This is a genomic window from Streptomyces ficellus (assembly GCF_009739905.1).
Classification (GTDB): Bacteria; Actinomycetota; Actinomycetes; order Streptomycetales; family Streptomycetaceae; genus Streptomyces; species Streptomyces ficellus_A.
In genome coordinates this window covers 2,567,733-2,593,210 of sequence record NZ_CP034279.1, presented here as the reverse complement: position 1 = coordinate 2,593,210, position 25,478 = coordinate 2,567,733, and the positions used below count along the sequence as shown (strand labels likewise).

Sequence of the window (25,478 nt, the reverse complement as noted above, 5' to 3'; positions counted from 1 at the left end):
TCATGGGACGCTATGTGATCCGGCGGCTGCTCCAGATGATCCCGGTGTTCATCGGCAGCACGTTCCTCATCTTCCTCATGGTGTACGCGCTCGGCGACCCGGTCGCGGCCCTCTTCGGCGACAAGGCGCCCGACCCCGCCACCGCCGCCCGCATCCGCGCGGACCTCCACCTCGACCAGCCGCTGTGGAAGCAGTACCTCCTCTACATGGGCGCCATCTTCCAGGGCGACTTCGGCACCGCCTTCAACGGCCAGCCCGTCACCGAACTGATGGCCTCCGCCTTCCCCGTCACCCTGCGGCTGACCATCGTCGCCATCGTCATCGAGATCGTCATCGGCATCACCCTCGGCGTCGTCAGCGGCCTCAAGCGCGGCCGCCCTCTCGACACCGGCCTGCTCGTCCTCACCCTCGTCGTCATCTCCGTCCCCACCTTCGTCTCCGGCTACCTCCTCCAGTTCCTCTTCGGCGTCACCTGGGGCTGGGTACGCCCCTCGGTCTCCTCCGACGCCCGCATCGACGAACTGATCCTCCCCGGCGTCGTCCTCGCCCTCGTCTCCCTCGCCTACGTCACCCGCCTCAGCCGCACCTCCATCGCCGAGAACGTCCGCGCCGACTACGTCCGCACCGCCGTCGCCAAGGGCCTGCCGCGCCGCCGGGTCATCACCCGCCACCTGCTGCGCAACTCCCTCATCCCGGTCGTCACCTTCATCGGCGCCGACATCGGCGCCCTCATGGGCGGCGCGATCGTCACCGAGCGCATCTTCAACATTCACGGCGTCGGCTACCAGCTCTACCAGGGCATCCTGCGCAACAACGCCCCCACCGTCGTCGGCTTCGTGACCATCCTCGTGATCGTCTTCCTGGTGGCGAACCTGCTCGTCGACCTGCTGTACGCGGTCCTGGACCCGAGGATCCGCTATGCCTGAGCCCGACCCGTACGAGAACCCCAAGGAGGCCGTCGCCCCCACCGGCGCGGGCGGCGCCATGGACCTCGCCATGAGCGAGGCCGAGACCCTGCGCGGCTCCACCGGCAAGCCCCGCAGCCTCTGGTCCGACGCCTGGCACCAGCTGCGCCGCAACCCCGTCTTCCTCCTCTCCGCCGCCCTGATCGTCTTCCTCGTCCTGATCGCGATCTGGCCGCAGATCCTCACCAGCGCCGACCCGCTCCGCTGCGACCTGTCCAAGTCGCAACAGGGCTCCGCCCCCGGCCACCCCTTCGGCTACGACACCCAGGGCTGTGACGTCTACACCCGCACCGTGTACGGGGCGCGCGCCTCCATCACCGTCGGCGTCTGCGCCACCCTCGGCGCCGCCCTGCTCGGCAGCCTCCTCGGCGGGCTCGCCGGCTTCTACGGCGGCTGGTGGGACGCGCTGCTGTCCCGGATCGCCGACGTGTTCTTCGGCATCCCCGTCGTCCTCGGCGGCCTGGTCTTCCTGTCCGTCGTCACCAGCTCCACCGTCTGGCCCGTCGTCGGCTTCATCGTGCTGCTCGGCTGGCCCCAGCTCGCCCGTATCGCCCGTGGCTCGGTCATCACCGCCAAGCAGAACGACTACGTCCAGGCCGCCCGCGCCCTCGGCGCCGGCAGCGGCCGGATGCTGCTGCGCCACGTGGCGCCCAACGCCGTCGCACCCGTCATCGTCGTCGCCACCATCGCCCTCGGCACGTACATCGCGCTGGAGGCGACCCTGTCGTTCCTCGGCGTCGGACTGCGGCCGCCCACCGTCTCCTGGGGCATCGACATCTCCAACGCCGCCCCGCAGATCCGCAACGCCCCGCACATGCTGCTGTGGCCGGCCGGCGCCCTGAGCATCACCGTCCTCGCGTTCATCATGCTCGGCGACGCGGTGCGCGACGCCCTCGACCCCAAGCTGCGGTAGGTCCACCATGCTGCTCGAAGTGCGCGACCTGTACGTGGAGTTCCGCACCCGTGACGGGATCGCCAAGGCCGTCAACGGCGTGACGTACTCCGTCGACGCCGGCGAGACGCTCGCCGTGCTCGGCGAATCGGGCTCCGGCAAGTCCGTCACCGCCCAGGCCGTCATGGGAATCCTCGACATGCCGCCCGGCCGGATCACCGGCGGCGAAGTCCTCTTCCAGGGCCGGGACCTGCTGAAACTCAAGGAGGACGCCCGGCGCACCGTACGCGGCGCCGAGATGGCGATGATCTTCCAGGACGCGCTGTCGTCCCTCAACCCCGTCCTCAGCGTCGGCGACCAGCTCGGCGAGATGTTCACCGTCCACCGCGGCATGTCCAGGAAGGACGCCCGCGCCAAGGCGATCGAGCTGATGGACCGCGTCCGCATCCCCGCCGCCCGCGAGCGCGTCGGCCAGTACCCGCACCAGTTCTCCGGCGGCATGCGCCAGCGCATCATGATCGCCATGGCGATGGCGCTGGAACCGGCGCTCATCATCGCCGACGAACCCACCACCGCCCTCGACGTCACCGTCCAGGCGCAGGTCATGGAACTCCTCGCCGAGCTCCAGCGGGAACTCGACATGGGCCTCATCCTCATCACCCACGACCTGGGCGTCGTCGCCGACGTCGCCGACCGGATCGCCGTGATGTACGCCGGGCGGATCGTCGAGACCGCGCCCGTCCACGACATCTACAAGGCGCCCGCCCACCCCTACACCCAGGGCCTGCTCGACTCCATCCCGCGCCTGGACCACAAGGGACGCGAGCTGTACGCCATCAAGGGCCTCCCGCCGAACCTGACCGCCATCCCGCCCGGCTGCCCCTTCCACCCCCGCTGCCCCCGCGCCCGCGACGTGTGCCGGACCGACGAACCGCCGCTGTACCAGGTGTCCGGCGACCGGCGCAGCGCCTGCCACTTCTGGGAGGAGACGCTCGATGCCTCCTCTTCTTGAGGTGCGCGACCTCGTCAAGCACTACCCGCTCACCCGCGGCATCCTCTTCCGCAAGCAGATCGGCGCCGTCAAGGCCGTCGACGGGGTGTCCTTCGCCCTCCGGCCCGGCGAGACGCTCGGCATCGTCGGCGAGTCCGGCTGCGGCAAGTCCACCGTCGCCAGGATGCTCGTCAGTCTGGAACGGCCCACGTCCGGCCGGATCCTCTACAAGGGCGAGGACATCACCAAGCTGTCCGGCCGGGCGCTCAAGGCCGTGCGCCGCAACATCCAGATGGTGTTCCAGGACCCGTACACCTCGCTCAACCCGCGGATGACGGTCGGCGACATCATCGGCGAGCCGTACGAGATCCACCCCGAGGTGGCCCCCAAGGGCGACCGGCGCCGCAAGGTGCAGGAACTGCTGGACGTCGTCGGGCTCAACCCCGAGTACATCAACCGCTACCCGCACCAGTTCTCCGGCGGCCAGCGCCAGCGCATCGGCATCGCCCGCGGCCTCGCCCTCCAGCCGGAGGTCATCGTCGCCGACGAACCCGTCTCCGCCCTCGACGTCTCCGTCCAGGCGCAGGTCGTCAACCTGATGGAGAAGCTCCAGGACGAGTTCGGCCTCAGCTACGTGTTCATCGCCCACGACCTGTCGATCGTCCGGCACATCTCCGACCGGGTCGGCGTGATGTACCTCGGCCGGATCGTCGAGACCGGCACCGACCGCGAGATCTACGACCACCCCACCCACCCGTACACCCAGGCACTGCTCTCGGCGGTCCCCGTACCCGACCCCGAAGCCCGGGAGCAGCGCGAGCGGATCCTGCTGGCCGGCGACGTGCCCTCGCCCACCGACATCCCCTCCGGCTGCCGCTTCCGCACCCGCTGCTGGAAGGCGCGCGAGCGGTGCGCGACGGAGGTGCCGCTCCTCGCGGTCCCGGCGGCCTTCCGCGACACGGACACCCCGGCCCGGCACGACTCCGCCTGCCACTTCGCCGAGGAACGCCACGTCGTCCCCGGCGACGCGCCGCGGTGACCCGGCCGGGGCGCGCCAGGCACCCCGGGCCGGTCACCGTTCCCTACGCCAGGCCCAGCGACCGCTTCAGGAAGTCCACCTGGAGCAGCAGCAGGTTCTCGGCCACCTGCTCCTGCGGCGTCATATGCGTCACGCCCGTCAGCGGCAGCACCTCATGGGGGCGGCCCGCCGCCAGCAGCGCCGACGACAGCCGCAGCGTGTGTGCCGCCACCACATTGTCGTCCGCCAATCCATGGATGATCATCAGCGGCCGGTGCGGGTTCTCCGGAGCCGACAGACCGTCGTCCGTGATCAGCGAATTCGCCGCGTACACCTCCGGCGCCTCCTCCGGCAGCCCCAGGTACCGCTCCATGTAGTGCGTGTCGTACAGCCGCAGGTCCGACATCGGCGCACCCGCCACCGCCGCGTGGAACACGTCCGGCCGCCGCAGCACCGCCATCGCCGCCAGGTACCCGCCGAACGACCAGCCCCGCATCGCCACCCGGCCCAGGTCCAGCGGGAACCGGTCCGCCAGCCCGTGCAGCGCCTCGATCTGGTCGTCCAGCGTCAGCGTCAGCCGGTCCTTGACGGCCTTCTCCCAGCCCGGCGAACGCCCCGGCGCGCCCCGCCCGTCCGCCACCACCACCGCGAACCCCTGCTCGGCGAACCACTGCGACGTCAGGTGCGGATTGTGCGCGGCCACCACCCGCTGCCCGTGCGGCCCGCCGTACGGATCCAGCAGCACCGGCAGCGGACCGTCGCCCTCCCGGTGGTCCCGGGGCAGCAGCACCGCGCACGGGATGCGCCGCGGACCCGACTCGGTGAGCGTCAGCCGCGGCGACAGCCCCGGCCGCTCCGCGTACGACACCACCTCCGCCACCGGCTTGCCCTCCCGCAACACCCGCACCGTCGTCCCCGGCTCACCCGGCCGCGCCGACGCCAGCACCGTCACCGCGCCCGACCGGACCGCCGCGTGCACACCGGGCCCGTCCGAGACGCGTTCCACGCCCAGCTCGTTGACCCGGTACACATGAATCTCGCCAATTTCCGGCTCCGCGGCCTCCTCGCCCGCCGACGCCGACACCAGCACGTCGTTCTCGCCCACGTCCAGCACCGCCCGCAGGTGCAGCTGCGGGCCCGTCAGCGTCCGGTCGCCGACCGCCAGCACCCGCGCCCCGCCCTCGTCGGCGATCCGCACCAGCCGCCCGTCCGGCGCCCACGCGGGCACCCCGCCGAGCAGCTCCAGCCAGTCCGGGTCCTCGTCGACGTGCACCGTCCGGGTCGACCCCGTCGCCGGGTCCACCGCCAGGTACAGCTGGGTGCGCTGGTCACGCGCCTGCACCAGCAGCAGCGGCGCCCCGCCCGAGGACCAGTGCACCCGCGCCAGGTACGGGTAGCGCGCCCGGTCCCACTCGACCTCCGTACGCGTACCGTCCAGGCCCAGCAGACACAGCGACACCTCCGCGTCGGCCGTGCCCGCCGCCGGATAGGCCACCTTCACCGGCTCCCGGTCCGGATGCGCCGGGTCGGAGATCCACCAGCGCTGTACGGGAGCGTCGTCCGCCCGCGCGACCAGCAGCCGGTCCGACTCCGGCGACCACCAGAACCCGCGCGAGCGGCCCATCTCCTCCGCCGCGACGAACTCCGCCAGCCCGTAGGTGACGTGCTCGCCCTCCGGCTCGGCCAGCGCCCGGTCGTCACCCCCGCCACCGGCGTCCGTCACCCGCAGGGCGCCCCCGTTCACATACGCGACCAGCCGCCCGTCCGGCGAGGGCCGCGGATCGATCACCGGTCCCGGTACGCGCAGTTCCCGCGCCGTCCCGGCCCGCAGCTCCGCCACGAACAGCCGCCCCGACAGCGCGAACGCCGCCAACTCGACGGCCCCGTCCACCGCGTACCCCACGATGCCGCCCGCGCCTTCCCGGCTGCGTTCCCGGCGCGCCCGCTCCTCGGGCGACAACTCCTCCTCCGCGCCGCCCAGCAGGGCCTCCGGGTCGGCGGCGACCCGCTCCCGCATGCCGTCGTCCAGGTCCAGCACCCAGAGCCGGTTCGCTCTGTCGGTACCGGAGGGGGAGCGGAGGAAGACGACCCGGGAGCCGTCGGGAGAGACGGTGAACGCCCGGGGAACACCAAGGGAGTAGCGCTGAGTCCGTGCGTACTGGCGAGGGAATGAGAGCTGTTGCCTGGAGGTCATACGACCGAAACTAGCGGTCGTGCGCCCCCATGTGCTGCCGTGCACCGATCGATGCGTGGGAACGGATAGTTATGATCCGTAGCACCGGGTGGGTATGTACCCTCCGGCACGTGCGCCCTGCCCGTCCGGAACGAACACGTATGGAGGTGAACCGCCGTGGCACTCTCGATTTCGGCGGTGGTGCTGCTGGCGATCGTCGTCTTCCTGCTGATCCGGAAGTCCGGCCTGAAGGCCGGCCACGCGGTCGTCTGCATGCTGCTCGGCTTCTACCTGGCGAGCTCCTCCATCGCCCCGACCATCAGCGAGCTGACCACCAACGTGGCGGGCATGATCGGCGGCCTCAAGTTCTAGGCGCCACGTTCTAGGGTGTCCGTATGACGGAACTCCCCGCCCGTCGTCTGCTCCTGGTGCACGCGCACCCCGACGACGAGTCGATCAACAACGGCACCACCATGGCCAGGTACGCGGCCGAGGGTGCCCTGGTCACCCTGGTGACCTGCACACGCGGCGAGGAGGGCGAGGTCATCCCGCCCGCCCTCGCCCACCTGGCGCCCGACCGGGAGGACCGGCTCGGACCCCATCGCGTCGGCGAACTGGCCGACGCGATGAAGGAGCTGGGCGTCACCGACCACCGCTTCCTGGGCGGGCCCGGCCGCTACCGCGACTCCGGGATGATGGGCGCCGAGCAGAACCACCGCGACGGCGCCTTCTGGAACACGGACGTGGACGACGCCGCCACCCACCTGGTCGAGATCATCCGGTCCGTCCGCCCCCAGGTCCTGGTGACGTACGACCCGGACGGCGGCTACGGCCACCCCGACCACATCCAGGCCCACCGCGTCGCCGTGCGCGCCGCCGAACTGGCCGCCGAGCCGGCCTTCCGCCGCGACCTGGGCGCCCCCCACCGGATCGCCAAGACCTACTGGAACCGGGTGCCGCGCAGCGTCGCCGAAGAGGGCTTCGCCCGGCTGCGCGCGGCGAACGTGTTCCCGCGGGCGGGCACCGTCGGCGACGTGCCGGGCGTCGTCGACGACGAGCTGGTCACGACCGAGATCGGCGGCGCCGCACACGCGGAACGGAAGGTGGCCGCGATGCGCGCCCACGCCACGCAGATCGCCGTCGAGGGGGACTTCTTCGCCCTCTCCAACGGTCTGGGCCAGCCCGTGTTCGCCACGGAGTACTACCAGTTGGTCCAGGGCGAGCCGGGCGCCCCGGCCGGCCGGCGGGAGGACGACCTGTTCGCCGGGGTGACGTCATGAGCGGCACCGCGCAGGCCGGGCGCGTCGCCGGTTACGCGGGTCTCTTCCTGCTCGGGATCGTGGTCGGCCTCGCCGGGGCACTGGTGCAATCGGCCTGGTTCCCGGGCGGGTTGCTGCTGGCGCTCACCGCGTGCGCGGGACTCTTCTACGGCGGGATGCGGGCGACGGGCACCCAGGTGGGCGTGCTCGTCCCGGGCGGCGGCTGGCTCGTCGCCGTGGTCCTGCTGAGCCTCGGCCGGCCGGAGGGCGACCAGCTGTTCTGGGGCGGTGTCGCCGAGCTGGTGTATGTCCTCGGCGGCATGGTCGTCGCTGTGATGTGCGCCACGATCCCGCGGCTCCCGCATCGGGACGGCCGAACCGGGTCACCCGGCATGTGACGTGCCCTGACTTGGGCCGGAATGACCGATCGGGTTCGCCCGGTCGTGGGATACCCGGCGGCGGTGGCCAGTATGGTGGTGCGCGCCGCCGAGCGCCCGCACGTGTAAGAGCGGGCGGCGGAGCCAACCGGGAGAACCTGCTTTGAGTCGTGAAACTGACAGTTCGTCCTCCGGCCCCCAGGGGCGCGGCGGAGCCGCGTACCCCTCGGGGACACCGCCGTACGGATCGCGCCAGTATCCGTCGCTGCACCCGACGCAGGACGCGACCGAGGAAGGCGCCGGAGCCGCCGCCGAGCCGGACGAGCCCAGGACCGAGACCACGCTGACCACCCGCATCCGGATCAACATCCCGGGCTCGCGGCCGATCCCGCCGGTCGTCGTGCGCAAGCCGGTGACCGAGACGGACGGCGCCGCTTCCGCCGCCGGGACCGACGCGGGTGCCGCCCCAGCACCCCGGCCCGCCGCGGAGCGCCGGCCCGCCGCCGAGGCGCCGAAGCCCGCGCAGGAGCCGCCGGCCCCGGCCGCCGCCGCGGCCCCGGCGGACGAGAAGCCGACCAGCGACTGGTTCGCCCCCCGCAAGCCCCCGGCCCCCGCACCCGCCCCGGCGCCCGCCGCCGGTCCGCCGGCCGGTGCGGCGCCCTCCGTGCCCGCGCCCGCCCCGCGGGCCGACGCCCCGCGCCCGCACAGCTCCCTCGCCGATCTCGCGGCCGACACGGGGGCCCCCGGCCGCCCGGCGCCCGGGAACGGCCCGGCGTACGGGACCGGCCCCGCGCAGCCCAGCGGTCCGACGACCGGGCCGGTGACCGGCGGCATGGGCGCCGTGCCGTGGATGTCCGACGACACCGCCGTACTGACGCCCCAGCAGCCCGCGCCGGAGCCGGACTTCGAGCCGTCGTACGACCAGGGCCCGCCGCCCGGCGGGCACGTCTCGGGCGACACGCTCACCAGCGGCATCCCGGTGGTCACGCCGGAGCACCGGGCCGCCTCGCCGTTCCCGGTCTCGGGCCCGGCCCAGGTCGCCGCCGACCGCGGCCCCGCGGGCTACCCGGACCCCTCGGGGTACGAGGACCCCGAGCCCGCCGCGGCGCCCCCCGCGCCCCCCGCCCCGGCTCCCGCGCCCGCCCCGGCGGCGGCCGCCCGGCCGCAGAAGAAGGGCCGCTCCAAGCTGGTCCTGCTCGGCGTGGCGGTGGTCGCGCTGACGGGGGTCGCCTACGGCGCCGGTCTGCTCCTCAACCACTCCGAAGTCCCCAAGGGCACCACCGTCCTCGGCGTCGACATCGGCGGCGGCACCAAGGAGCAGGCGGTCCAGAAGCTCGAAACCGCCTTCGGCGACCACGCGTCGGCCCCGCTCCAGCTCGACGTGGGCGGCAAGAAGGTGCAGCTCGCCCCGGACAAGGCCGGCCTGTCCCTGGACGCCCAGGAGACCGTCCGCGCCGCCGCGGGCGCCGACTACAACCCGGTCTCCGTGATCGGCTCGCTCTTCGGCGGCGAGCGGGTCGCCCAGCCGGTCATCCCGGTCGACGAGGAGAAGCTGGGCGTCGCCCTGACCGACCTGGCCGGCACCTCCGGCTCGGTCACCGAGGGCACCATCAGGTTCGAGCCGGGCGAGCCCGTCGCCGTACCCGGCAAGGCGGGCAAGGCGCTCGACGTCCAGCGCTCCATGATCTCGGTACGGGACGCCTACCGCGCCCAGGTCGAGACCGGCCGGACGAACCCGGTCGAACTGCCCGTCGCCACCAGGGAACCCACCATCACCCAGGCCGAACTGGACCGGGCGATGAAGGAGTTCGCCGAGCCCGCGATGTCCGGCCTCATCACCATCCGGGCCGGGGGCAAGGAGATCCAGTTCGGCCCCGACCGGTCCCTGCCGAAGATCCTGTCCATGAAGCCGATCAACGGCCGCCTGATCGAGGTCTACGACAAGAAGGCGATCGACGAACTCCTCGACGGCGTCTTCGACGGCATCACGATCACCAAGGGCGACGGCAAGCAGCACCAGCTCTCCGCCGACGACGTGGCCCACGCGATGCAGACGGCCCTGCGCGGCAAGACCCCCGCCGAGCGCACCGAGACGATCGAGCTCAACCCGCAGGGCTGACCCCGGCCCCGCGACCGGCCCCCGCACCCCTGAGGGACGGGGGCCTTTCGGGTTCAATCCCGGCGCCTCCGGCATGCCCGGGCGGCGCCGGGGTTACCGGTGCGGACATGACCGCTCGGCTCCGCCTCCGTACCCTCTCCGTCGCCCTGGCCGCCGCCGTCGCGGCGGGCCCGCTCCTCACCGCCTGCGGCGAGGAACGCGCGCCGCGCCCCGCGGCCGCGCCCTCCCCGGTCGGCAGTCCCGCCGGCACCGCGTCGCCGCCCGGCCAGACGCGGGACCAGGCCGAGCGGAAGGCCCTGCTCGGGGCCACCGAGGTGACGTGGGACAAGGCGGCCGCGACGGCGGTCGCCGAGGTGCCGCGGGGCAAGCTCGCCGACATCGAGCTGACCTGGGCGCGCCCCGCCTCCGGCAGCCCCAGCCCCGCGGGCAGCCCCGGTACCGGCGCCCGCACGCCCGAGTGGGAGGCCACGGTCGCCGCCCAGGACGGCACGGCCCACGCCGTCCGCGTCGACGCCGTCTCCGGCAAGGTGACCTCCTCGCTGACCGACCCGGACCAGGACGCCGAGGACAAGCAGGAGTGGGCCGCCCGGCTCGGCGCCGCCACGGTCACCCCGCAGCAGGCCGCCCAGACGGCCACCGGCCGGACGAAGGGCACCGTCAGCGCCGTCCAGCTGGACGACGAGGTGTGGTCCGTCGACGTCGTGACGACGAACGACTGGAACAAGACGACGTACGACGTCGACGCCCGGACCGGCAAGATCGTCCGCGAGCACGTCGACCGCGACTGACCGCGGTCAGTTCAGGCGGGCCCGGGCCGCGCGGGCGCGGTGGCGGACCGACTCCGCGACGCTCGGCTCGACGGGGTCGACGACCTCCGCGTAGGCGTCCATCTCCGCCGCGCCCGTCAGGAAGTCGCCGCGCTGGACCAGCAGCTGGGCGCGCTCGAACCGCAGCCGGGCCGGGTGCGCCGGGAGCAGCAGGGACAGCTCGACCGCCCACAGGGCCACGTCCGAGCGCTCCGGGCGCACGGAGGCCCAGGCGCGGATGTTGTTGAGGATCCGCTGCACGATCTGCAACGGGTCGGCGGGGGCCAGCATGGAGGGGCTCAGCCGCTCCCCGGTCGCCCCCGCCACCAGCAGCTCGGCGTCCGCCCCGGTCAGCGCCCGGCCGCCGGCGAACGGGTCGGCCAGCACCCGCTCCTCCGGGTCGCCGAACCCGACCACGAAGTGCCCCGGCAGCGCCACCCCGTACACCGGGGCCCCGGCCCGCCGCGCGACCTCGATCCACACCACCGACAGCAGGATGGGCAGCCCCCGGCGCCGGTCCAGCACCTCGTGCAGCAGCGACGACTCCAGGCGCTGGTAGTCCGCGGGGGTGCCGTGGAAGCCGTACCGCTCCCCGAGGAGGCCGGTCAGCGCGCCCACCCACGCGCGCGGGGAGCGCAGCCCGTACGGCAGCAGGCCCGCGAGCCGGTCGAGCTCGATGTCGGCGGCGTCCATCCCGGCCTGCCCCAGCCCCGGGTCGGCCTCCGCGCCCATGAGCAGGCACAGCGTCGCGAGGTCCGGCCGCTCCTCGCGGACCTCCTCGGCGAACCGGTGGCGCCACTCCGTGGTGTGCATACGCGTCACGTACCCGCTTCGGGCGATCGGAAGTGGTGGTACAGGTGGTGGACGGCGAAACCCATCCCCTCGTACAGGGCGAGGGCGCCGTCGTTGTCCGACTCCACCTGGAGCCACGCCGCCGACGCGCCCTCCTCCAGCGCCCGCCCGGCCAGCGCCGCCATCACGGCCGTGCCCAGCCCCTGCCTGCGGGACGCCGGGTCCACCTCGACCGCCATGAACCCGGCCCACCGCCCGTCCACCACGCACCGCCCGATGGCGGCGGGCAGATCACCGGCGCCCGGCACGGTGGCGAACCACACCGAGGGACCGGCCCCCAGAACGTGCCGCACGTGGGGGCCGGCGGCCGCAGAGCGGTTGTAGCGGCCCAGCCACGCCTCGTCCACAGACCGGGACAGCCGTACGCCCTCGGCGGGGCGGTCCCCGATCGGCGCCAGCGCCCCGATCCGCACCTCCGCGGTGACCTCCCGGCGCCAGCCCCGCTCCTCCAGCGCCGCGCACAGCAGCTCCTGCGTGCCCTCCGCCCCGGTCGCCGTCTGGACGTACGGGGGCAGGCCCCGTTCCTCGTACCAGGCACGCGCGCGTGCCAGCGCGTCGTCCAGCGGCATGCCGGGATCCCCGAGCGGCAGCACCGAGTTCGCCCGTCGGGTGAACCCCGAGGCCGCCCGCAGCGTCCACTCGCCGAGCGGCTCGCTCTCCACCGGCTGCCAGGCCCGCGCGGTCACCCGCGCGAGTTCGCCGAAACCGGCGGCGGGACCCCTGCGGCGGGCGGGCACCGCGGGCACGACCTTGCCCGCGACCAGCGACGATTCCGGCATACGGACGGTCTCACCGGTCCGGCGTGTGATCACCACCACACCTTCGTTCCATGATGTGAGAACACCAACCGTGTCGGTGAACTTCTCCGGAAGGGCTCCAGGGTCGCTCAACCGGCGGACGGACACTCTTTTCCCCACGTCAGAAGGGGTGATACGGACCTCCAGCCGTCCGCCCGCAGTGAATTCCACAGCTGTGTCAGCCCCTCCTGTTCGGTTCCGTCCCAAGAACGGAGATACTAGGGGCGGGCATCGACGACGCCGCGCTCCCGCGCACACAGCCCTACCGAGGAGGAACGACCAGCGTGACCTACGTCATCGCGCAGCCTTGTGTCGACGTCAAGGACAAGGCATGCATCGAGGAGTGCCCCGTCGACTGCATCTACGAGGGCCAGCGGTCCTTGTACATCCACCCGGACGAATGCGTCGACTGCGGTGCTTGTGAGCCGGTCTGCCCGGTCGAGGCGATCTTCTACGAGGACGACACTCCCGAGGAGTGGAAGGACTACTACAAGGCGAATGTCGAGTTCTTCGACGACCTCGGCTCGCCCGGTGGTGCCTCGAAGCTCGGCCTGATCGAGCGCGACCACGCCTTCATCGCCGCCCTGCCGCCGCAGAACGGCTGATCGCACACCCTCGGTCCCGTACGGCCCCGCCGCTGTACGGGACCGACGCGTTTCACCCTCCGTACGAGAAAGCGAGCACCGTGTCCTCCCCCGTCTCCTCCCGCCTCCCGGTCTTCCCGTGGGACAGGCTCGAGCCGTACAAGCAGACGGCCGCGTCCCACCCGGACGGCATCGTGGACCTGTCCGTCGGCACGCCGGTCGACCCGGTTCCCGAGGTGATCCGGCGGGCCCTGGTGGACGCCGCGGACTCGCCGGGCTATCCGACGGTGTGGGGGACGCCGGAGCTGCGCGACGCGCTCACCGGCTGGTGCGAGCGGCGCCTCGGGGCGCGCGGCTTCGCCCACACCAACGTCCTGCCGGTCGTCGGCTCCAAGGAGCTGGTGGCCTGGCTGCCGACCCAGCTGGGGCTGGGCGCCGGCGACACGGTGGCCTACCCGCGGCTCGCCTACCCGACGTACGAGGTCGGCGCACGCCTCTGCGGCGCGACGCCGGTGGTGTACGACGACCCGACGGAGCTGGACCCGGCCGGGCTGAAGCTGCTGTGGCTGAACTCGCCGTCCAACCCGACCGGCAAGGTCATCCCCAAGGACGAGCTGGTCCGGATCGTCGCCTGGGCGCGCGAGCACGGCGTGCTGGTCTTCAGCGACGAGTGCTACCTGGAGCTCGGCTGGGAGGCCGACCCGGTCTCCGTGCTCCACCCCGACGTGTGCGGCGGCTCGTACGAGGGGATCGTCGCCGTCCACTCGCTGTCGAAGCGCTCGAACCTGGCCGGCTACCGCGCCGCGTTCGTCGCGGGCGACGCGGCCGTGCTCGGCGAGCTGCTCAAGATCCGCAAGCACGGCGGCATGATGACGCCCGCGCCGGTGCAGGCGGCCACGGTCGCCGCGCTCGGCGACGACACGCACGTCGCCGAGCAGCGGGCCCGGTACGCGGCCCGGCGCGCCGCGCTGCGCACCGCCCTGGAGGCGCACGGCTTCCGCGTCGAGCACAGCGAGGCGAGCCTGTACCTGTGGGCGACCCGGGACGAGGCCTGCTGGGACACGGTGGCCCACCTGGCGTCGCTCGGCATCCTGGTGGCGCCGGGCGACTTCTACGGCCCGGCGGGGGAGCGGTTCGTGCGGGTGGCGTTCACGGCCACCGACGAGCGGGTCGAGGCCGCGGTCAAGCGCCTGGGCTGAGACGTGCGAAGGGCCCGGGGAGGGATCTCCCCGGGCCCTTCGCACGTACGCCTACTGGCCGAGCGCCGGAAGGGTGTTCACCGGCAGGCCGCCGCCGAGCGCGTCGGTGGGCGCGGCGCCCGCGGCCCCGCCGACCAGCTCGCTGGCGTTGCCCGCCGCGTCACCGGCGGCCTTCTGCGCGACCGGGGTGGTGGCCTCGCCCGTCTCGGCGACGGTCTGGCCCGCGGCGGGCACGGCCTGCTGGACCGCCTGGCCGCCGGCCTGGCCGACCATGCCGGTCGAGCTCTCGGAGGCGCCGCTGAGCGTCTCGGTCGCCGAGGCGGTGTCGAGGCTGCTCACGCCGCCCAGCTCGGGGGCGTTGGGAAGGTCCACGGCGCTCGCGGAGCCGGCCGCACCGACCACGGGAGCTGCGCCCGCTGCGAGCAGCAGCGCGGCACGGGCGATCCGACGGGTCAGGGGGAGGGACATGGTGCTCCTTCGACGGGAGAGGTCGTTGACTGTGGTGCCTGTCCGACGATCGGACGCTGTGACAACCGGTCGGAGGGCGGGGAAGGTTGCGGTGGGCAAAGGTAAAGAGTTGGTAATGCGTCGCATTATCGGTCCGCCGTAAACCCGGGCAAACGAGCGAATTCCCAGAGTCCTGAGGAACCGTCACTTCCCTTTGCTCGCAAGGCAATTGGCGCCGGGAGGGGCGCCCCTGGCATGAGCCCCGGCGGCGCGGGGCGCCATGCACCCGACGGGTGAATTCCCGTACACGCGCCCGACCGGCTTCCGCACCCGCCGGACGGCCGGGCGGGGCCGTGCAGGGTCGCCCCCGCAGGGGACCGGCGGCGTTACCGGGGCTCCCTGACGCGTGACCCGAGGCCGCCGGCCCCGAGGAGGTGAGCCCGGAGGGGCCACGCCCCCACCGACGGCGCCCGCGCCTGCGTCACCCGACGACGCCTACCCGGCTCACCCCGCGACGCGGATGCGGACCTCGTCCGCGGGCGAGGAGCCGTCCGCGGGGCGCCAGCCGTCCTCCGAGCGCTCCACGCTCCAGACCCGGCCCGCGTACGAGACCTCCGCGAGGCCGAGCGCGTCCGCCCGGGCCACCGCCCACTGCGCCAGCTCCCACCCGGCGCGCGACCCGCCCGCCGACGTCGCCCCCTCGGGGCCGGCCGTTCCGGCGGCCCGTGCCCCCACCGGTACGGAGATGTCGGGCGCCGCACCGCCCGGCGGCAGCGCGCCGAACGCCCGCTTCAGCTCCGCCCGCACCTTCGCCGGGTCGCCCGCCGGCACCGGCCCGCTGCCGGCCGTGCACGTCAGGGACGCGGGCGAGCGCCCGGTCAGGGCGGCGGCGAGCAGCGCGGCGTCCGGCTCGTGCTTCGCGTACGCCTGCGGGAAACCGCTGCGCTGCACCCGCTGCGCCGCGACGGTCAGCGGCAGCCGCGAGTAGCCGGGGACCTTGGCGAGGTGGTCGTAGAACTTCCCGGCGGAGAACACCGGGTCGAGGATCTGCTTCTCGGTGCCCCAGCCCTGCGACGGGCGCTGCTGGAACAGGCCGAGGGAGTCGCGGTCGCCGTACCGGATGTTGCGCAGCGCCGACTCCTGGAGGGCGGTCGCCAGCGCGATGGTGACGGCCCGCTCCGGCATCCCGCGGGACGTCCCCACGGCGGAGATCGTCGCGGCGTTGGAGGCCTGCTCGGGCGTGAACCGGTAGGTGCTGTTCCCGCCGCCCACGACGCAGTGCGGGGCGTCCTTGCCGCCCGTCACGTACTGCACGACGACGTACGCGACCAGCGCCAGCAGGACGGCGAGCGCGACGGCGATCCTCGGTCGGCGAAGGCGGGTGGACTCGGACACGGAGCCCACCGTACTGGAGGCCGCGTTAGGCTCGGCACCATGTCCGAGACCACGCCCGCCACCACGCTGGACCTCACCCAGGACGGTCCGGCGCTCACCGCCGCGCTCGTCGACTTCCCGTCGGTCAGCGGCACCGAGAAGCCCCTCGCCGACGCCATCGAGCAGGCCCTGCGCGCCCTGCCGCACCTGACGGTCGACCGGTACGGCAACAACGTCGTGGCCCGGACCCACCTGGGCCGGCCGGAGCGCGTGGTGCTGGCCGGGCACATCGACACCGTGCCGATCGCCGACAACGTGCCCTCGCGGCTCGACGAGAACGGCATCCTGTGGGGCTGCGGCACCTCCGACATGAAGTCGGGCGTCGCGGTCCAGCTGCGCATCGCCGCGACGGTCCCCGCGCCCAACCGCGACCTGACCTTCGTGTTCTACGACAACGAAGAGGTCGCCGCCCACCTCAACGGCCTGGGCCACGTCGCCGAGGCGTACCCCGACTGGCTGGAGGGCGACTTCGCGATCCTCCTGGAGCCGTCCGTGGGCGAGGTCGAGGGCGGCTGCCAGGGCACGCTCCGCGTCCACCTGCGCACCAAGGGCGAGCGGGCCCACTCCGCGCGCAGCTGGATGGGGTCCAACGCCGTCCACGCCGCCGCGCCCATCCTCGCGAAGCTGGCCGCCTACGAGCCGCGCCGCCCGGTGATCGACGGACTGGAGTACCACGAGGGCATGAACGCGGTCGGCATCCAGGGCGGTGTCGCCACCAACGTCATCCCGGACGAGTGCACCGTGGTCGTCAACTACCGCTACGCCCCCGACCGCTCCATGGCGGAGGCCGAGGCGCACGTCCGGGAGGTGTTCGCGGACTGCGGCGTCGACGAGTTCGTCGTGGACGACCACACGGGCGGCGCCCTGCCCGGACTGTCGCACCCGGCCGCGGCGGCGTTCATGAAGGCCGTCGGCGGCACCGCGAAGCCCAAGTTCGGCTGGACCGACGTGTCCCGCTTCAGCGCCCTGGGCGTGCCCGCGGTGAACTACGGCCCCGGTGATCCGCTCTTCGCGCACAAGCGGGACGAGCACGTCGCCGTCGACAGGATCACCCACTGTGAACGGCGACTGTACGACTGGCTCACTGCCTGACCTCCGTAATTTCGCCTTTTGTCACGTGCGTCGTCCTACCCTGAGCGGGAAACGATGTTCAGCGGAGGGAGCGGATCATGGGCAACCCCGAGGCCGAGGCCGAAGGACTGCGTGCGCTGGCCGAGCAGCGGCTGGGGCCGGTGCTGCGCCGCCGGGAACAGGTACAGCCCGGCACCACCGATCAGCGGCTGCTGGACACGGCGGGCGACTCCGAGTGGGTCCACACCGACCCCTGGCGCGTCATGCGCATCCAGTCGGAGTTCGTGGAGGGCTTCGGCGCGCTCGCCGAACTGCCCAGCGCGATCAGCGTCTTCGGCTCGGCCCGCACCCCGGCGGGCACGCCGGAGTACGAGGCGGGCGTGCGGCTCGGCCGGGCCCTGGTCGAGGCGGGCTTCGCGGTGATCACGGGCGGCGGCCCGGGCGCCATGGAGGCCGCGAACAAGGGCGCGCGGGAGGCGAAGGGCGTCTCGGTGGGGCTCGGCATCGAGCTGCCCTTCGAGCAGGGCCTGAACCCGCACGTCGACATCGGCGTCAACTTCCGCTACTTCTTCGTGCGGAAGACGATGTTCGTGAAGTACGCCCAGGGCTTCGTGGTCCTGCCGGGCGGGCTCGGCACCCTGGACGAGCTGTTCGAGGCCCTCACGCTCGTCCAGACGCGCAAGGTCACCCGCTTCCCGATCGTGCTGTTCGGCACGGAGTACTGGTCGGGACTGGTCGACTGGCTGCGCGACACGGTGATCGCGCAGGGCAAGGCGTCGGAACGGGACCTGCTGCTGTTCCACGTCACGGACGACGTGGACGAGGCGGTCGCCCTGGTCACCAAGGAGACCGGCCCCAACATCCCCGAGACGCCGTAGGTCGTGTCCGTAAAGTCTCGCCTGGCCCGCCCTCCGGGCGGACGCCGATACTTTCCGGACACTCCCCAGGACCGCCGGGCGCGCGGCCCGCTACGCCAGGCCCCGGCGGGCGACCGCCGGGGCGCGGTGCCCCGCGATGGACGCGACCATGTCCAGCACCTGCCGGGTCTCGGCGACCTCGTGGACGCGGTACACCCGGGCGCCCAGCCACGCCGAGACGGCCGTGGTCGCCAGGGTGCCCAGCACCCGCTCCTTGACCGGCCGGTCGAGGGTCTCGCCGACGAAGTCCTTGTTGGACAGCGACACCAGCACCGGCCAGCCCGTCTCCGCCATCTCGCCGAGCCGGCGCGTCGCCTCCAGGCTGTGCCGGGTGTTCTTCCCGAAGTCGTGCCCCGGGTCGATCATGATTCCGTCGCGGCGCACGCCCAGCCCGGCGGCGCGCTCCGCGAGGCCCAGCGTGACCCGCAGGATGTCCGCCATCACGTCGTCGTACGCGACCCGGTGCGGCCGGGTGCGCGGCTCCGCGCCGCCCGCGTGCGTGCACACCAGGCCCGCGCCGTACCGCGCTGCGACCTCGGCGAGCTTCGGGTCCACCCCGCCCCACGCGTCGTTCAGCACGTCCGCGCCCGCCTCGCAGACCGCCTCGCCGACGTCGTGCCGCCAGGTGTCGACGCTGATCACCACGTCGGGGAACCGGCGGCGGACCTCGGCCACGAAGCCGACCGTGCGCCGGGCCTCCTCCGCGGCGGTCACCTCCTCGCCGGGGCCCGCCTTCACCCCGCCGATGTCGATGATCGCGGCACCCTCCGACACCGCCTGTTCGACGCGGGCGAGCGCCGGCTCGTCGCGGAACGTCGCCCCCTGGTCGTAGAAGGAGTCGGGCGTCCGGTTCACGATCGCCATGATCACCGGCTCGTGCGGCCCGAATTCACGCCGTCCCAAGCGCAGCATCCCGTTTGTCCTCCTCGCGATCCGTCGCCTGCGACCTTAACGGTCGGTGGCGCATGGCACGATCGGCAGCGTTGGGTTTTGGCTCCCGGTGGAGAGGCACGGTCGTGTTCTGGTTCTTGGCTCTAGCGATGGTCGTGGTCGTCGCCGCGGTCACCCTCGCCGTGATCGGCGGAGGGGAGAGCGAGGTGCTCCCCGAGGTGCCGGCCGAGCACACGGTGGACCAGCTGCCGCTGACCCGGCCCGTCGACCGCGCGGACGTCGACGCGCTGCGGCTGCCGCTGGCGCCGCGCGGCTACCGCATGGCGGAGGTGGACGACGCCCTCGGCAGGCTCGGCGCCGAGCTCGCCGAGCGGGACGCGCGGATCGCGGAGCTCCAGGCCGCGCTGGAGGACGCCCGGGCGGGTGCCCCCGCGGGCCGGGCGGCCGGGGACGCGCCCGGCGGGGCGGGCCACGACGCGTACGACGACGGGGACGCGTACGACCAGGACCCGTACGACGAGGAGCCGTACGACGGGGACGCGGACGGCGGGGAGCGGGGCCGGTGACCGGCCAGGCCCTGGCCGGTCCGGACGGGAAGCCGCGCTGCCCCTGGGGGCTGGCCACCGAGGACTACGTCCGCTACCACGACGAGGAGTGGGGCCGTCCCGTCCACGGCGACGACGCCCTGTTCGAGCGGCTCTGCCTGGAGGCCTTCCAGTCGGGCCTGTCCTGGATCACGATCCTGCGGCGCCGCGAGGGCTTCCGGCGGGCGTTCGCCGGTTTCCGGATCGCCTCGGTCGCGGAGTTCACCGACGCCGACCGCGACCGGCTCCTGGCCGACACCGGCATCATCCGCAACCGCGCCAAGATCGACGCCTCTATGGCCAACGCGCGCGTCCTGGCCGGCTGGGCGCCCGGCGAGCTGGACGCCCTGATCTGGTCGTACGCCCCGGACCCCGCCTCCCGCCCGGTGCCCCGCACGCTCGCCGACGTCCCCGCGGTCACCCCGGAGTCGGCGGCCCTGTCCAAGACGCTCAAGAAACAGGGCCTCCGCTTCATCGGCCCCACCACGGCATACGCGCTGATGCAGGCCTGCGGCCTGGTCGACGACCACCTCGCCGACTGCGTGGCGCGAGGCGCGGCCACCACCTGACCCCGGGGGTCAGCGGCCGAGGTACTTCGGCTTCTCCTTGGCGAGGAAGGCCTGGACCGCGATGCCGTGGTCCTCGGAGGCGCCCGCCTTCGTCTGGAGCTCGTCCTCCTTCTCCAGCGCCTCGTCCAGGGTGTGGGACGCCCCGTAGGCCAGGGACCGCTTCAGCGCCGCGTACGCCAGGGTCGGGCCCTGCGCGAGGGTGCGGGCGACGGCCCCGGCCTCGGCGGCCAGGTCCGCCGCCGGGACGAGCTTGCTGGCGATGCCCAGCTCGTACGCCTCCCGCGCCCCGATCGAGCGCGGGAAGAGCAGCAGGTCGGCGGCGCGGCCGGGGCCGACCACCCGGGGGAGCGTCCAGGAGACGCCGGAGTCGGCGGTGAGCGCCACCCCCGCGAAGGAGGTGTTGAAGGTCGCCGTGTCGGCCACCACCCGGTAGTCGGCCGCCAGCGCGAAACCGAGACCCGCCCCGGCCGCGACACCGTTGACGCCGGCGACGACCGGCTTGGGCATGCCGGCGATGGCGCGGACGATCGGGTTGTAGTGCTCGCGCACGGTGCTCATCGTGTGCTCGGTGCCCAGCACCGAGAGGTGCTCCTTGAGGTCCTGGCCCACGCAGAACGCCTTGCCCGTCGCGGTCAGCAGGACCGCCCGTACGGCGGTGTCCTCCGCGGCCGCGACGAGGGAGTCCCGCAGGTCGATCTTGGCCGCGGTGTTCATCGCGTTCATGGCGTCGGGCCGGTTGATGGTGATCGTGGCGAGTCCGTCGGCCACCTCGTACAGCACGGTGTCGGCCATGGCAGGGGTCCCCTTTGCGGCTCCGTCGATGATGTCCCGCCCAGCATGGCGGAGATCATCGCGCCGGAACACTGTGACCTGCGTCAAAGAATGCCGGCCCCGGTCGCGGTGTGCGGTGGCGAAGTATCGCAGGCGTATCGCCGAAATGGACGGTTTTGCGAGAGCGCGTTGCGCAAGCGATGCCGACCGATGTTGGTCATCGGGTCCTGCCATGCGGGATAATGACCTGGAAGCAATGTGTTCGATGCCGGTGATGCGTGCCCATGCCAGAGGGCCGTCGGCGACGATGAGCTGGTTTCAGGAAGGGGAACGAGCATGGCGGCCATGAAGCCGCGGACGGGCGACGGCCCGCTCGAGGTGACCAAGGAGGGGCGGGGCATCGTCATGCGCGTTCCGCTCGAAGGCGGCGGTCGGCTTGTCGTCGAGCTGACTCCGGACGAGGCCGACGCGCTCGGCGACGCACTCAAGAAGGTCGTCGGCTGAGGCGGAACGCCCCCTGTTTTTCCGGAAGGCCCCGGTGCGGTACGCGGCGACGCGACCGGACCGGGGCCTTTCGTACGTCCGTCAGCCGCCCCGCCGCACCGCGCACAACAGGCCGTCGCCCACCGGCAGCAGCGCCGGCAGCAGCTCCTGGCTCTCCCGCACGGTGCGCAGCAGCTCGCGGACTCTGAGCACCTCGGCGGGCTGGGCCGCCGAGTCCACCGTACGGCCGTCGGCGAAGACGCCCTCGAAGCAGACCAGGCCGCCGGGCCGCAGCAGGCGCAACGATTCAGCGAGGTAGTCCAGGCACTCGGTGCGGTCCCCGTCGCAGAAGACCAGGTCGTACCCGCCGTCCGCCAGGCGCGGCAGCACGTCCAGCGCCCGGCCCGGGATGAAACGGGCCCGGTTCCCCGCGAAGCCGGCCGCCCGGAACGCCTGCTTGGCGAACTGCTGGCGCTCCGGCTCCAGGTCCACCGTGGTCAGGACGCCGTCGGGGCGCATGCCCTCCAGCAGGTAGATGCCGGACACGCCCGTGCCCGTGCCGATCTCCGCCACCGCCTTGGCGTCCGCCGTGGCCGCCAGCAGACGCAGCGCGGCGCCGGTGCCTGGCGACACCGAGGGCAGCCCCGCGTCCCGGGCCCGGTCCCGGGCCCAGCGCAGCGCGTCGTCCTCGGCGACAAAGGCGTCGGCGAACGCCCAGCTCGTCTGCCGGTTGGCGGTAATGACCCTCTCCTGTCCCCGTAGTTGGCGCAACGGTGACTGTAGCCGTTCGGGCCCGGGAACCCGCAGATGGGACCAGGCGTTGTGAAGGGGTGGGGGGAGCACATGGATCAAGAGCCGAAGACGGTCCCAAATTCACGTAAAGATTCTTATCCGGAGCTAACGGGCGAGGTGGCTATGGTAGGGGCTCCACTGGACACCACCAGAGCCGACAGGGGAGGTGCGGCTGCGCCTGTGGATCGGGGAGGAGTGCTGCGGCGCCTTCTCAGGTCGGCGGGTGAGCCGAAATCCGTGACCAACACCGCTGACCGTTCCATGCCCGCCGACTTCGCACCCACCACCGCGACCTTCGCCCCGGATGCGGATTCGCAGGCGTGGACTCCGCCCTCGTGGGAGGAGATCGTCAGCACGCACAGTGGCCGGGTCTACCGCCTCGCGTACCGCCTGACCGGCAATCAGCACGACGCCGAGGACCTCACCCAGGAGGTCTTCGTCCGGGTGTTCCGCTCGTTGTCGACGTACACGCCCGGCACGTTCGAGGGCTGGCTGCACCGCATCACCACCAACCTCTTCCTGGACATGGTGCGCCGCAAGCAGCGCATCCGGTTCGACGCCCTCGGCGACGACGCGGCGGAGCGGCTGCCCAGCCGCGAGCCGTCGCCCCAGCAGGTCTTCCACGACACGCACTTCGACGCCGACGTGCAGCAGGCCCTCGACACCCTCGCGCCCGAGTTCCGCGCCGCGGTCGTCCTCTGCGACATCGAGGGACTGTCGTACGAGGAGATCGCCGCGACCCTCGGCGTCAAGCTCGGCACCGTCCGCAGCCGCATCCACCGCGGCCGGTCCCACCTGCGCAAGGCCCTCAAGCACCGGTCGCCCCAGGCGCGGGCCGAGCAGCGCACCCTGGCGGTCGTGGGCGGGGAGGGCGGACCCGCGTGAGTGGCACAAGTCCGACCCCCGCGGAGCAGCACCTGGGGGACCGTCTCGCCGCGCTCGTCGACGGCGAGCTCGGTCATGACGCCCGCGAGCGGGTCCTCGCCCACCTGGCGACCTGTCCCAAGTGCAAGGCCGAGGCCGACGCGCAGCGCCGGCTCAAGAGCGTCTTCGCGCAGGCCGCGCCCCCGCCGCCCTCCGCAGGGCTGCTCGCACGCCTCCAGGGGCTGCCCGGGGGCGCTCCGGGCGGTGACGACGACCGGGGCGGACCCTTCGGACCGGGCAGCGGCTTCGGAGTGAGACCCGGCGCCTTCGGCTATGCCGGAGGGCCCGACAGTGCGTTCCGCATCCACGAGGTGGGACGCCAGGAGGCCGAGCGCTCCCCGTGGCGCGGCCGCCGGTTCGCGTTCGCGGCGGCCAGCGCGGTGTCGTTCGCGGCGATCGCCCTGGGCGGCGCGCTGCCCACGGCCGCCACGGTCGACGCCCGCGGCGACGGCACGGGCAACAACGTCACACCGCTGCGGTCGCCCGGCCAGACCCCGTCGGGCGCGGGCACCGGCGACAGCAACCGCCGCCGCGGCGGAGGAAGTGGGCCCGTGAAGGCGACGGACCGGTCGGTCCCGCCGCTGTCCGCCGTCCCGCTGCACGCGGTGCAGCGCCCCGGAGCCCATCCCTTTCTGTCGGCGTCCCCGCTCAACGGGGTGAGCGCGTTGAGCGGCACGCACCCCGCCCCGCTGATACGCCCCGCGGGGCTGGCGTCGCACCTCGCCACGGCCTCCGGCACCGCGCCGGCCGCCGCCCCGTCACCCAGCTCGCTCCCGCTGCCCGGGGGCCGCTGACCGGCTCTCCCCTGCGCGGTGACCACCGGACCTGGTTGAATCCTGCGCAGGGGCGTCCCGAGGGGGCGCGGACGGGCACGCAGCGGGGAGAACATGGACGACGGTAAGCCCACGGAGCCGAAGCCGAAGTGGTGGAGCCGCCCCGCGCGACACGCGGTGGCGTCGCCGGAAGCGGACACCCCCGCGCACGGCACCCCGGCCGACGGCATCCCCGGCACCCCCCAGGTGCCCGCACCGGCCCCCGAGCCGGCCCCGGTCCCGGCACGCCCGCAACCGCTGCACCAGCCCGACGAGTACCGCACCCCGCCCTACGGCGAGCCCGGACCGTGGGCGCCCGCCCCGCCCGTACAGCGGCCGGGGCCGACCCCGGCGCAGGGGACCGCCGTCCCGCCCGCGTACGGCACGCCGCCCCCGGCCGCACCGCAGCCGGGCACCCCGCAGCCGGGCACCCCGCAGCACCACCAGCACGCGCAGCCCGCCGTGCCGCCGCAGGCGCCCCCGCCGCACCCCCCGCAGCCCCAACCACAGCCGCAGCAACCGCAGGCGACGCAGTGGCTCCAGTACGACCCCTGGAGCACTCCCGGCGGGCCGCGGCAGCCGCTCACGCACTCCGGCGGCCCCGTGCCGCACGCGCCGCGCAAGGGGCGGCGCCGTGGCCTCGCCGTCGTGGCGGCCCTGCTCTTCGCGGGCCTCACCGGCGTGCTCGGCGGCGGGGTCGGCGCGTACATCGAACGGCACGGCGGTCTCACCACCGTCGAACTCCCGCAGGCCGGCGCGGACGAGGAGGGCCGGGCTCCCGACAGCGTCGCCGGCATCGCGGCCAGCGCCCTGCCCGGCGTCGTCACGCTGCATGTGAGCGGCGGCGGCGAACAGGGCACCGGCACCGGATTCGTCCTCGACGAGCGCGGCCACATCCTCACCAACCACCACGTGGTCGACCCGGCCGGCACCTCCGGTGACATCACCGTCACCTTCAGCGGCGGCGAGACGGCCGCCGCCGAACTGGTCGGCAAGGACAGCGGCTACGACCTCGCGGTCGTCCGGGTGAAGGGCGTCTCCAACCTGCGGCCGCTGCCGCTGGGCAACTCCGACAACGTCCGCGTCGGTGACCCGGTGGTCGCCATCGGCGCGCCCTTCGACCTCCAGAACACGGTGACCTCCGGCATCATCAGCGCCAAGGAGCGGCCCATCACCGCGGGCGGCGAGAAGGGCGACGGCAGCGACATCAGCTATGTCGACGCCCTCCAGACCGACGCCCCGATAAACCCCGGCAATTCGGGCGGCCCGCTGCTGGACTCCAAGGCCCGCGTCATCGGCATCAACAGCGCCATCCGCGCCGCCGACAGCGGCTCCGGCGCCGAGGGCGGCCAGGCCGGTTCGATAGGGCTCGGCTTCGCCATCCCCGTCAACCAGGGCAAGCGCGTCGCCGAGGAGCTCATCAACACCGGCAAGGCCAGCCACCCCGTCATCGGCGTCAGCCTCGACATGAAGTACAGCGGCGACGGCGCCAGGGTCGGCGACAAGGCGCAGGACGGCGGAGCCTCCGTCACGCCCGGCGGCCCGGCCGCCAAGGCGGGCGTCCGTCCCGGTGACGTCATCACCCGGGTCGACGGCCAGCGCGTGCACAGCGGCGAGGAGCTGATCGTCAAGATCCGTGCGCACCGGCCCGGCGACCGGCTGCGGCTGACCCTGGAGCGCGGCGGCAAGGAGCAGACCAGGACGCTGACGCTGGGTTCCGCCTCCGGTGGCTGAACGTCCACCCGGAGGTC

Annotated in this window: 27 protein-coding genes; 19 read left to right on the top strand and 8 right to left on the bottom strand. The window is 73.4% G+C overall.

What is annotated here, in order from left to right; translation table 11 throughout:
• The first annotated feature begins 2 nt into the window (after nt 1-2).
• Genes EIZ62_RS11100 through EIZ62_RS11085 form a run of 4 tightly spaced genes read left to right on the top strand, consistent with a single transcriptional unit; the run spans nt 3 to nt 3,887 of the window.
• Nucleotides 3-926 carry an ABC transporter permease gene (locus EIZ62_RS11100; RefSeq protein WP_156692545.1) on the top strand — a complete coding sequence of 308 codons (924 nt, stop codon included), beginning with the start codon at nt 3-5 and terminating at the stop codon, nt 924-926.
• Nucleotides 919-1,878: an ABC transporter permease gene (locus EIZ62_RS11095; protein WP_156692544.1), complete on the top strand. Its 960-nt coding sequence runs from the start codon at nt 919-921 to the stop codon at nt 1,876-1,878. The genes EIZ62_RS11100 and EIZ62_RS11095 overlap by 8 nt, the downstream gene beginning before the upstream one ends.
• Before the next feature lie 7 nt (nt 1,879-1,885).
• Entirely contained in the window at nt 1,886-2,869 is a 984-nt protein-coding gene (locus tag EIZ62_RS11090) for an ABC transporter ATP-binding protein (RefSeq protein WP_156692543.1), read from the top strand.
• On the top strand, nt 2,853-3,887 hold the full coding sequence (locus EIZ62_RS11085) for an ABC transporter ATP-binding protein (RefSeq protein WP_156692542.1): 1,035 nt from the start codon (nt 2,853-2,855) through the stop codon (nt 3,885-3,887). Before EIZ62_RS11090 ends, EIZ62_RS11085 begins: the two co-directional genes overlap by 17 nt.
• 43 nt (nt 3,888-3,930) lie before the next feature.
• On the opposite strand, the gene EIZ62_RS11080 is transcribed toward EIZ62_RS11085, so the two are convergent.
• On the bottom strand, nt 3,931-6,060 hold the full coding sequence (locus EIZ62_RS11080; protein ID WP_156692541.1) for a S9 family peptidase: 2,130 nt from the start codon (nt 6,058-6,060) through the stop codon (nt 3,931-3,933).
• Nucleotides 6,061-6,216: 156 nt separating this feature from the next.
• Between EIZ62_RS11080 and EIZ62_RS11075 the strand changes: the two genes are divergently transcribed.
• The 5 genes from EIZ62_RS11075 (at nt 6,217) to EIZ62_RS11050 (ending at nt 10,582) form a co-directional block, all read left to right on the top strand.
• A complete protein-coding gene (locus tag EIZ62_RS11075) occupies nt 6,217-6,411 on the top strand; it encodes a DUF2304 family protein (RefSeq protein WP_064068275.1) in 195 nt (64 codons plus the stop codon).
• A gap of 23 nt (nt 6,412-6,434) precedes the next feature.
• Nucleotides 6,435-7,319 carry an N-acetyl-1-D-myo-inositol-2-amino-2-deoxy-alpha-D-glucopyranoside deacetylase gene (mshB, locus tag EIZ62_RS11070; RefSeq protein WP_156692540.1) on the top strand — a complete coding sequence of 295 codons (885 nt, stop codon included), beginning with the start codon at nt 6,435-6,437 and terminating at the stop codon, nt 7,317-7,319.
• Nucleotides 7,316-7,696, top strand: coding sequence for a DUF6113 family protein (locus tag EIZ62_RS11065; RefSeq protein WP_156692539.1), 381 nt, complete (start codon nt 7,316-7,318; stop codon nt 7,694-7,696). Before mshB ends, EIZ62_RS11065 begins: the two co-directional genes overlap by 4 nt.
• A 142-nt stretch (nt 7,697-7,838) precedes the next feature.
• Nucleotides 7,839-9,794, top strand: coding sequence for a peptidoglycan binding domain-containing protein (locus EIZ62_RS11055; protein WP_208827879.1), 1,956 nt, complete (start codon nt 7,839-7,841; stop codon nt 9,792-9,794).
• Nucleotides 9,795-9,901: 107 nt separating this feature from the next.
• Nucleotides 9,902-10,582: a PepSY domain-containing protein gene (locus tag EIZ62_RS11050; RefSeq protein ID WP_156692536.1), complete on the top strand. Its 681-nt coding sequence runs from the start codon at nt 9,902-9,904 to the stop codon at nt 10,580-10,582.
• A 6-nt stretch (nt 10,583-10,588) separates the two neighbouring features.
• On the opposite strand, the gene EIZ62_RS11045 is transcribed toward EIZ62_RS11050, so the two are convergent.
• Complete coding sequence (locus tag EIZ62_RS11045; protein WP_156692535.1) at nt 10,589-11,413, bottom strand: transglutaminase family protein; 825 nt, start codon at nt 11,411-11,413, stop codon at nt 10,589-10,591.
• 5 nt (nt 11,414-11,418) lie between these two features.
• Complete coding sequence (locus tag EIZ62_RS11040; protein ID WP_156692534.1) at nt 11,419-12,420, bottom strand: GNAT family N-acetyltransferase; 1,002 nt, start codon at nt 12,418-12,420, stop codon at nt 11,419-11,421.
• 113 nt (nt 12,421-12,533) lie between these two features.
• Between EIZ62_RS11040 and fdxA the strand changes: the two genes are divergently transcribed.
• Together fdxA and EIZ62_RS11030 are read left to right on the top strand one after the other, a co-directional pair.
• A complete protein-coding gene (gene fdxA, locus EIZ62_RS11035) occupies nt 12,534-12,854 on the top strand; it encodes a ferredoxin (RefSeq protein WP_156692533.1) in 321 nt (106 codons plus the stop codon).
• An 80-nt stretch (nt 12,855-12,934) separates the two neighbouring features.
• Nucleotides 12,935-14,032, top strand: a complete 1,098-nt coding sequence (locus tag EIZ62_RS11030; protein ID WP_156692532.1) for a bifunctional succinyldiaminopimelate transaminase/glutamate-prephenate aminotransferase — start codon at nt 12,935-12,937, stop codon at nt 14,030-14,032.
• 51 nt (nt 14,033-14,083) lie between these two features.
• On the opposite strand, the gene EIZ62_RS11025 is transcribed toward EIZ62_RS11030, so the two are convergent.
• Together EIZ62_RS11025 and EIZ62_RS11020 are read right to left on the bottom strand one after the other, a co-directional pair.
• The gene (locus EIZ62_RS11025) at nt 14,084-14,500 is read right to left on the bottom strand and encodes an ATP-binding protein (protein WP_156692531.1); all 417 of its coding nucleotides are present in this window, start codon (nt 14,498-14,500) and stop codon (nt 14,084-14,086) included.
• A 483-nt stretch (nt 14,501-14,983) separates the two neighbouring features.
• Nucleotides 14,984-15,883: a VldE C-terminal domain-containing protein gene (locus EIZ62_RS11020; protein WP_425281810.1), complete on the bottom strand. Its 900-nt coding sequence runs from the start codon at nt 15,881-15,883 to the stop codon at nt 14,984-14,986.
• A gap of 30 nt (nt 15,884-15,913) precedes the next feature.
• Between EIZ62_RS11020 and dapE the strand changes: the two genes are divergently transcribed.
• Entirely contained in the window at nt 15,914-17,005 is a 1,092-nt protein-coding gene (gene dapE, locus EIZ62_RS11015) for a succinyl-diaminopimelate desuccinylase (RefSeq protein WP_156692529.1), read from the top strand.
• Nucleotides 17,006-17,082: 77 nt separating this feature from the next.
• A complete protein-coding gene (locus tag EIZ62_RS11010; protein ID WP_156692528.1) occupies nt 17,083-17,862 on the top strand; it encodes an LOG family protein in 780 nt (259 codons plus the stop codon).
• Nucleotides 17,863-17,952: 90 nt separating this feature from the next.
• Here the strand turns inward: EIZ62_RS11010 and folP are convergent, their stop codons facing one another.
• Nucleotides 17,953-18,813, bottom strand: coding sequence for a dihydropteroate synthase (gene folP / locus EIZ62_RS11005; RefSeq protein ID WP_156692527.1), 861 nt, complete (start codon nt 18,811-18,813; stop codon nt 17,953-17,955).
• Nucleotides 18,814-18,917: 104 nt separating this feature from the next.
• Between folP and EIZ62_RS11000 the strand changes: the two genes are divergently transcribed.
• Nucleotides 18,918-19,358 (top strand): DivIVA domain-containing protein, encoded by a 441-nt coding sequence (locus EIZ62_RS11000; protein WP_156692526.1) that lies wholly within the window; start codon nt 18,918-18,920, stop codon nt 19,356-19,358.
• A complete protein-coding gene (locus EIZ62_RS10995; protein ID WP_156692525.1) occupies nt 19,355-19,945 on the top strand; it encodes a DNA-3-methyladenine glycosylase I in 591 nt (196 codons plus the stop codon). The genes EIZ62_RS11000 and EIZ62_RS10995 overlap by 4 nt, the downstream gene beginning before the upstream one ends.
• Nucleotides 19,946-19,954: 9 nt before the next feature.
• Here EIZ62_RS10995 and chcB read toward each other — a convergent pair whose 3' ends face one another.
• Nucleotides 19,955-20,737 (bottom strand): 2-cyclohexenylcarbonyl CoA isomerase, encoded by a 783-nt coding sequence (gene chcB, locus EIZ62_RS10990; RefSeq protein ID WP_156692524.1) that lies wholly within the window; start codon nt 20,735-20,737, stop codon nt 19,955-19,957.
• Between the two features lie 315 nt (nt 20,738-21,052).
• Between chcB and EIZ62_RS10985 the strand changes: the two genes are divergently transcribed.
• Entirely contained in the window at nt 21,053-21,220 is a 168-nt protein-coding gene (locus tag EIZ62_RS10985) for a DUF3117 domain-containing protein (RefSeq protein WP_003966491.1), read from the top strand.
• An 81-nt stretch (nt 21,221-21,301) separates the two neighbouring features.
• On the opposite strand, the gene EIZ62_RS10980 is transcribed toward EIZ62_RS10985, so the two are convergent.
• Nucleotides 21,302-21,970, bottom strand: coding sequence for an O-methyltransferase (locus tag EIZ62_RS10980; protein ID WP_156692523.1), 669 nt, complete (start codon nt 21,968-21,970; stop codon nt 21,302-21,304).
• 144 nt (nt 21,971-22,114) lie between these two features.
• Here EIZ62_RS10980 and sigE point away from each other — a divergent pair, with 144 nt between their 5' ends.
• The 3 genes from sigE to EIZ62_RS10965 all read left to right on the top strand — a co-directional run bounded on the left by sigE (nt 22,115) and on the right by EIZ62_RS10965 (nt 25,461).
• Complete coding sequence (gene sigE, locus EIZ62_RS10975; protein ID WP_208827877.1) at nt 22,115-22,876, top strand: RNA polymerase sigma factor SigE; 762 nt, start codon at nt 22,115-22,117, stop codon at nt 22,874-22,876.
• A complete protein-coding gene (locus EIZ62_RS10970) occupies nt 22,873-23,709 on the top strand; it encodes an anti-sigma factor family protein (RefSeq protein ID WP_156692522.1) in 837 nt (278 codons plus the stop codon). Before sigE ends, EIZ62_RS10970 begins: the two co-directional genes overlap by 4 nt.
• 93 nt (nt 23,710-23,802) lie before the next feature.
• Nucleotides 23,803-25,461 (top strand): S1C family serine protease, encoded by a 1,659-nt coding sequence (locus tag EIZ62_RS10965; protein ID WP_156692521.1) that lies wholly within the window; start codon nt 23,803-23,805, stop codon nt 25,459-25,461.
• The last annotated feature ends 17 nt before the right edge of the window (nt 25,462-25,478 follow it).